Annotated in this window: 6 protein-coding genes; all 6 read left to right on the forward strand. The window is 50.4% G+C overall.

Annotated elements, in window-relative coordinates; genetic code table 11:
* Positions 1-423 precede the first annotated feature (423 nt).
* The gene (locus tag ACO6VE_RS23510) at positions 424-585 is read left to right on the forward strand and encodes a hypothetical protein (RefSeq protein ID WP_422463831.1); all 162 of its coding nucleotides are present in this window, start codon (positions 424-426) and stop codon (positions 583-585) included.
* Positions 586-794: 209 nt separating this feature from the next.
* Positions 795-2,324 (forward strand): IS21 family transposase, encoded by a 1,530-nt coding sequence (gene istA, locus ACO6VE_RS23515; RefSeq protein WP_422463840.1) that lies wholly within the window; start codon positions 795-797, stop codon positions 2,322-2,324.
* A gap of 11 nt (positions 2,325-2,335) precedes the next feature.
* Positions 2,336-3,085 carry an IS21-like element helper ATPase IstB gene (istB, locus tag ACO6VE_RS23520; RefSeq protein WP_422463833.1) on the forward strand — a complete coding sequence of 250 codons (750 nt, stop codon included), beginning with the start codon at positions 2,336-2,338 and terminating at the stop codon, positions 3,083-3,085.
* A gap of 58 nt (positions 3,086-3,143) precedes the next feature.
* Entirely contained in the window at positions 3,144-5,948 is a 2,805-nt protein-coding gene (locus ACO6VE_RS23525; RefSeq protein ID WP_422463835.1) for a hemagglutinin repeat-containing protein, read from the forward strand.
* Positions 5,938-6,366: a hypothetical protein gene (locus ACO6VE_RS23530; protein WP_422463837.1), complete on the forward strand. Its 429-nt coding sequence runs from the start codon at positions 5,938-5,940 to the stop codon at positions 6,364-6,366. The genes ACO6VE_RS23525 and ACO6VE_RS23530 overlap by 11 nt, the downstream gene beginning before the upstream one ends.
* Positions 6,367-6,403: 37 nt before the next feature.
* The coding region (locus tag ACO6VE_RS23535) for a hypothetical protein (protein WP_422463839.1) at positions 6,404-6,668 on the forward strand (265 nt) is incomplete at its 3' end.

The raw sequence follows: 6,668 nt of genomic DNA on the forward strand, positions 1-6,668 counted from the left end.
GACCTTCACCACCCCTTGGTAACATTTTGATTTTAAACGATTAAATATCGTGCCAACCATATATTCGAATAGAATATATGGTTCAAAATCAGATGATTACGTTATTTTGGTGGTGAAAGTGGGTTACATGAATGTTGCCAATACATTACTTTGCAACCAAGCTTGGTACAGTAGGCCTCCTGTTGCCACGATGAAGACCCTGCGCAGCTAAAGTCCGAGTAGCAGCAGTGAGACCTGCTCAAATTTGACCCAATAATCAGACTAAAACTTTAGAGTCGAGTTGAAGATAAAAAGAAAAGTGGCCTGTTCAGTGGTGGCGGCATTGGCGTCACGATAGGTTCACAGCAGCAAACTCTGGATACCCTGCAAACATCCACCACGTTAAATGGCTCCACCGTAGGTTCCATAGAAGGCAATGTAACCATGGTGGCCAGCAATGAATATCACCAGACGGCTAGTGATGTTAATACACCAGCCGGGGATATATCCGTCGATGCTAAAAATATTATCGTCGAGGTGCATATTCTGGCCCATCGTGAACACCGATTCTGGCCAACCGTGAACACTCATTCTGGCCGAGCGTGAACACCCATTCTGGTTTTACCGTGAACACTTTTTGGAATTTTCCAGAATCACTGTTCACACCCTCCAGAATCGGTGTTCACAGTGCCAGAATGAATTGTAAAACCATACGAAAAACCTCTCTTAGGCATTGATTTTACTCACATTGTGCCGCTTGCACTAATCCATGAAAAAAAGGATTCAGCGGCATGAAAAAGAAAAAGGGGTTATCAATGCGTAAATTACAGGAAATCTTTCGACTCCGGTTTGAGTGCCAGCTCAGCACCCGGCAAATATCCAGAAGCACTCGCGTCAGTGTCGGGGCGGTTAACAAATACCTTAACCGGTTTGAGGCTGTCGGCTTGTCCTGGCCACTGCCTGAGAGCATGGACGGCACGGCCCTGATCAACAAACTGGCTCCAGCACCGGTTACCTGCCCTGAGCAGAATATGGTCGACCCCGACTGGCAGGAGGTTCATAAGGAGCTGAAGTCTAAGGGGATGACCAAGCAGCTGGTGTGGGAGGAGTACTGTGAGGCCTACCCACACAATGCCTACAGTTACTCTCAGTTCTGTCACCGTTACCGGCAGTGGAATAACAAACAAAAGCGTTCCATGCGCCAGCATCACCGGGCCGGTGAGAAGCTGTTTGTTGATTACGCTGGCCTGACCGTGCCTGTGGTGAACAAGACAACCGGAGAAACCGCGCCCGCACAGATCTTCGTTGCCGTCCTGGGTGCCTCCAATTACACCTTTGCCGAGGCTTCCTGGACCCAGGGCTCTGTCGACTTTATCAGCTCCCAGGTGCGTGCCTTCAAGTTCTTTGGCGGTGTCCCTGAAATGCTGGTGCCGGATAACCTGCGCAGTGCCGTGACCAAAGCCTGCCGATACGACCCGGACATCAACCGAAGCTACCTGCACATGGCTGAACACTTTGGTTGCTCGATTATGCCGGCAAGGCCTTATAAACCGAAGGATAAGGCCAAGGTAGAAGTCGGCGTCCAACTGGTGGAGCGCTGGATCCTGATGCGCCTGCGTCACCACAGATTCTTCTCCCTGTCAGAGCTGAACTGGGAAATAGGACGCTTGCTGGAAGACCTGAATAACCGGCCATTCCGGCAGCAAAAAGGCTGTCGGCGCAGTCTGTTTGATGAGCTGGACAGACCGGCCCTGATGTCATTACCCAGACAGGCCTTTGAGCACCTGGAGTTCAAGGTGGCCAGGGTCAGTATTGATTACCATATCCGGTTCAGCGACCACTTCTACTCCGTACCACACCAGCTGGTAAAAGAAGAGGTGGAAATCAGGGCCAGTCACCACACGGTCCAGATACTCTACAAAGGAAAACCGGTCACCAGCCACGTACGGCAGTATAACAGCGGTGGCTTTACCACCCGGCCTGAACACATGCCAACCCGGCACCAGAAACAGCAACAGTGGACACCCGGTCGGCTTAAGAACTGGGCACAGAAAATCGGGCCTGATGTGCTCGGATTTACCCAGCAACTGTTGGATAGCAAGCAACACCCGGAACAGGCTTACCGGGCCTGTCTCGGGCTTCTGAACATGGAGCGGGAATACGGTACCCAGCGTCTGAATGCTGCCTGCCATCGGGCCATTGCCTGTGGCGGACGACGGGTTGCCAATGTGCGTTCCATCCTGCAGTCCGGACTGGACAAGGTTCCGTTAACACCGGCGAAAGAACAGGAAACCCGTGTCACCGTCAGCCACGAGAACATTCGTGGCGCTGACTTCTTTCAATGAGGGTTAAGGGCATGATCAATCAAACCATGACCCGTTTACGTGCCCTCAGACTCAGCGGTATGGCCGATGCCCTGCAGCTTCAGCAGGAGCAGCCAGGCACCTATGAGGGGCTCAGCTTCGAAGAACGACTTGCCCTGCTGGTTGACCAGGAAGATGCCGACCGCAACAACAAGCGGTTGGCAAGGTTGCTCAGGGCTGCACGCTTCAAGCTGGCGGCCACCCTGGAAGACATTGACTACGAGCAGCCACGGGGCATCAGCAAATCGAAAATAGCGACACTGGTCACCTGTGACTGGTTGCGCCGCAAACAGAACCTGCTGCTGACCGGCCCCTGTGGTACGGGTAAAAGCTGGTTGAGCTGTGCCTTCGGGCACGGTGCCTGTCTGCGTGGTTACAGCGTTCGCTACTTCCGCACCTCCCGGTTGCTGGAAGCCATGACCATAGCACACGGCGATGGCAGTTATACGAAACAGCTCAGGCAACTGGCCAGGGTTGACCTGCTGATACTTGATGACTGGGGCCTTGAGCCCCTGATTCAGAGCCAGCGCAACGACCTGCTGGAAATCATGGATGACCGGCACAACCAGAGCTCAACCATCGTCACCAGCCAGCTGCCGGTGTCGAAATGGCACAGCAGCATAGGCGATGCCACCCTGGCCGATGCGATTCTGGATCGGTTGACCCATAACGCCCACCGGATAGAACTCAAGGGAGAATCCATGAGAAAAGCGAAAACAAAACTGGCGGACCGTGAACACTAAAGCTAGAAATTAAAGGAGGCGATGCTTAAGGGAGTGAAGGTGTTCACGATACACCAGAATGAGCGTTCATGTTCGCCAGAATACGCACGAGGCAGGCCACAACGAAAACAGCACCGTAGAAAAGCAGAGTTTCAAACAGTCCGGCCTTACGGTAAGCGTCACCAGTTCCATCATCACCGCCCTGCAAACTGCGGATCTAATGAAAGAGCTGGGCAGCAAGACCGATAACGACCGCCTGAAAGCACTGGCCGGTGCAACTGCTGCACTGTCAGCCAAACAGGCATACGACGGTGCCACGGCAGTGGCTCAGGCAGAAACACCAAAGGATATGGCAGATGCTGCGGGTGTTGGAATCAGTGCCAGCCTCGGCACCAGCAAACAGGCAAGTACCACAACACGTACCAGCAACAATGCTCACAAATCCACTCTGGTGGCCGGTGGTGATATTACCCTTAATGCCAGTGGCGCAGGCAATGATTCAGATATCTCAATTACTGGCAGCGACATAAATGCTGGCAATAACGCCAACCTGAACGCCGAAGATGATATTAACCTTCTTGCCGCTAAAAATACCGCAGAACTGGATTCTGAAAGCAACGGCAGTAGTGCCAGTATTGGGGCCTCGTTCAAGTTTGGAGGTTCACAAAATGGTTTGAGTTTCAATGCCAGCGTGTCGGGTAATCGTGGCAATGCTGAAGGTGTCGACACTACCTGGCAAAACACGCAGATCAATGCAGGCAACCAGGTTGATCTGAGTTCTGGTCAAGACACCAACCTAAAAGGCGCTGTAGTCAAAGGTGAAAAGGTCGTCGCCGATGTGGGGGGTGATCTGAATATTGAGAGCCTGCAGGATACCAGTACATACGAGTCTGAACAGAAAAGTGGCGGAGTTGGAGTCAGCATCTGTGTGCCTCCACTCTGTGCAGGTGCCAGCTCAGTCAGCGCCAATATAGGCAAAACCGATATAGACAGCGACTACCGAAGTGTCACAGAACAGTCAGGCATCAAGGCTGGAGACGAGGGCTTTGATATTACGGTTGGTGACAACACCGATCTTAAAGGTGCTTTGATTGCCAGCAGTGATGAAGCCATAGCCGGTGATAAAAACAGCCTGACCACGGGCACCCTGACGAACTCTGATATAGAGAACAGGGCAGAGTACGACGCTACCAGTGCCAACCTCGGCTTTAGCACTGATGGCGTGTCGGCACCTTCCGCGCTGTCCGCTTCGGACGACGACAGCAGTACAACTCAAAGTGGCATCAGTGGTGGTGCTGTCACCATTACCAACGAAGAAAAGCAGCGACAGCTGACCGATAAAGACGCTGATACCACGGTCGCTGAACTCAACCGGGATGTGAACAGCAGCACTGACAGTAATGCGCTGGACAGGATCTTTGATGAGCAGGAAATTCAGACCGGATTTGAAATCACCCGTGCATTTGTCTCAGAGGTCAATACTTTTGTTGAACAGCAGGCCAAAGCCGCTGATACCAACCAGAAAGCCCTTGATGAAGAGCGTGCAAAACCCGTTGACCAGCAAGACCCTGCTCTCATACGACAGATTGAAAATAATCTGAATGAACTGGATACCTGGCAGATGGGAGGCACAGGACGAACGGTTCTCACAGCCCTTTCGGTAGCAGCCAGCGGCAACGTAACGGGCAGTGCCAGCCAGATGGTGCAGTCAGCAGCAGTCAGTTATTTGCAGTCACTGGCAACACAGGAAGTAAAACATCTCGCCGACTATCTGGATGATAAAAATGCCCGTGCTGCTTTACAGGGGCTGGTTGGTTGTGCCGGTGCAGCTGCACAAGGCGCCAGCTGTGGCAGTAGTGCAACCGGTGCTGCGGCCAGTGTTGTGATTAACAATCTACTCAAGGAAAAGGGTGAACAGCTTACTTCACAACAAAGAGAAAAGCGTAAAAATCTGGTCATCAATCTGATTGCGGGTGTCACTGCGGCGGCAGGAGGGGAAACAGAGGTTGCAGCGGCTGCCGGGCAGATTGAGGCGGAGAATAATGCACTTTGTGGCGGGGCTTGTATTGGTCTCGGTATAGCAGTAATCAAAGTTGCTGATATGGCTTTTACAGCCTACGAGATATGGGATGATGCCAAAGCAGTTCGAGATGGAGAAAAAACAGTTGAAGAGTTGGCAGCTGAAAAAGGGACTGACTATGTTGCTCAGGCATTGGCAGGTAGGCTGGGTAAGTACGGGCTGAAAGTTGTTAAGAAAGGTGGCAAGTGGTTTTCTGGTACGGATGATCAGTTGACGAGGATTACAGCTGATCGTGATAGTGGTAATCTTACAAATCTGAATAAAACAAGTGTTGTAAAAGATGATGGGGCCAAGTTAAATGGTGGCTTGGCTAGTTCTGATAATGGGATTCTTGGCAATGAGGTTCCATATGATTCTACCAATGTCAGAAAGGAACTTAGTGATGGTTATGGTGCAGAGAAAGTTACCTCCACTACAGCACCTCCTTTGAATGCAAAAAATGTCAAGTTTGCTGGCCAAAGGCATCCGGTAACTGGAGTTGTTTTTGATCGTAGAGGTTTTCCAATTTTTGATGATGTGGCTGCCTTTGATACACGAATCCCCATAGAAGCTTTTAGAACTGCTAGCTATGATGACCAGATGAAGATGGCATCAAAGGGCTTAGCTGATGCGATTCAAAGAGGGGAGGTGAATGCTTCCAAATTCTCAGCTGATCAGCTTCGTCAAATCAATCGTGGTTCAAAAACTATTGATGGTTTCTCATGGCACCATCATCAGGACACAGGAAGAATGCAGTTAGTTCCACGAGATATACACAAGCGCACAGGACATATTGGTTGGGAGGGAATGTCAAATGGCAAGTAAGATTAAGCTGTCGAGCTTAACGAAAGATGATAGTGAAGCAATTGGTTTTGTGATGGGATGCCTGTTCTCTTCTTCAGTCAGTGTAGAGGAATTTAATAAATGGGCGATGATGATTGTCGATAAAGTGGAGTTAGATCAGATACCTCCATTTATATTTGATTTGATAAGTTTTCAAGGAAGTCTTACGGATATCTACAAAACCATAGGGTTTACACCTGTTTGGAAACGTTCTAACGAAGAAGATGCTGCTTTGTTTGGCATCGCTATCAAGAGAGGACGCGAGGTATATGATATGCCAGTATCTTCTTCTGTTGCGCTGAAGTGTTTGGAGAATAATCCCCATATCGAGGATATCTTCAATGAAATGTTTCCATTTATCACTATTTCGGGACACCAAGTAATCGGGGACAGATCTTGATTATTAATCTCACCAAGGCCTGAGCTCAATTGTTGAAGTGAGAGGCACCAGGGCTGTCTCTACCTCAAGCACTACGTTACAGGCAGACAACATTGTTCTAGTAGCCACAAAAAACACCCAGCAACAACAGAACCTTGAAGATAAAAAGAAAAGTGGCCTGTTCAGCGGCGGCGGCATTGGCGTCACTTTAGGCTCACAGCAGCAGTCTCTGGATACCCTGCAAACATCCACCACGTTAAGTGGCTCCACCGTGGGTTCCATAGAAGGCAATGTAACCATGGTGGCCAGCAATGAATATCGCC

The organism is Endozoicomonas sp. ALB115 (assembly GCF_049310245.1).
Classification (GTDB): Bacteria; Pseudomonadota; Gammaproteobacteria; order Pseudomonadales; family Endozoicomonadaceae; genus Endozoicomonas.

What these genes read in the sequence shown, in the direction of transcription:
- ACO6VE_RS23525 (WP_422463835.1), top strand. Translation starts at nt 3,144, where the DNA reads ATGAGCGTTCATGTTCGCCAGAATACGCACGAGGCAGGCCACAACGAA.
- ACO6VE_RS23530 (WP_422463837.1), top strand. Translation starts at nt 5,938, where the DNA reads ATGGCAAGTAAGATTAAGCTGTCGAGCTTAACGAAAGATGATAGTGAA.
- ACO6VE_RS23510 (WP_422463831.1), top strand. Translation starts at nt 424, where the DNA reads ATGGTGGCCAGCAATGAATATCACCAGACGGCTAGTGATGTTAATACA.
- istA (WP_422463840.1), top strand. Translation starts at nt 795, where the DNA reads ATGCGTAAATTACAGGAAATCTTTCGACTCCGGTTTGAGTGCCAGCTC.
- istB (WP_422463833.1), top strand. Translation starts at nt 2,336, where the DNA reads ATGATCAATCAAACCATGACCCGTTTACGTGCCCTCAGACTCAGCGGT.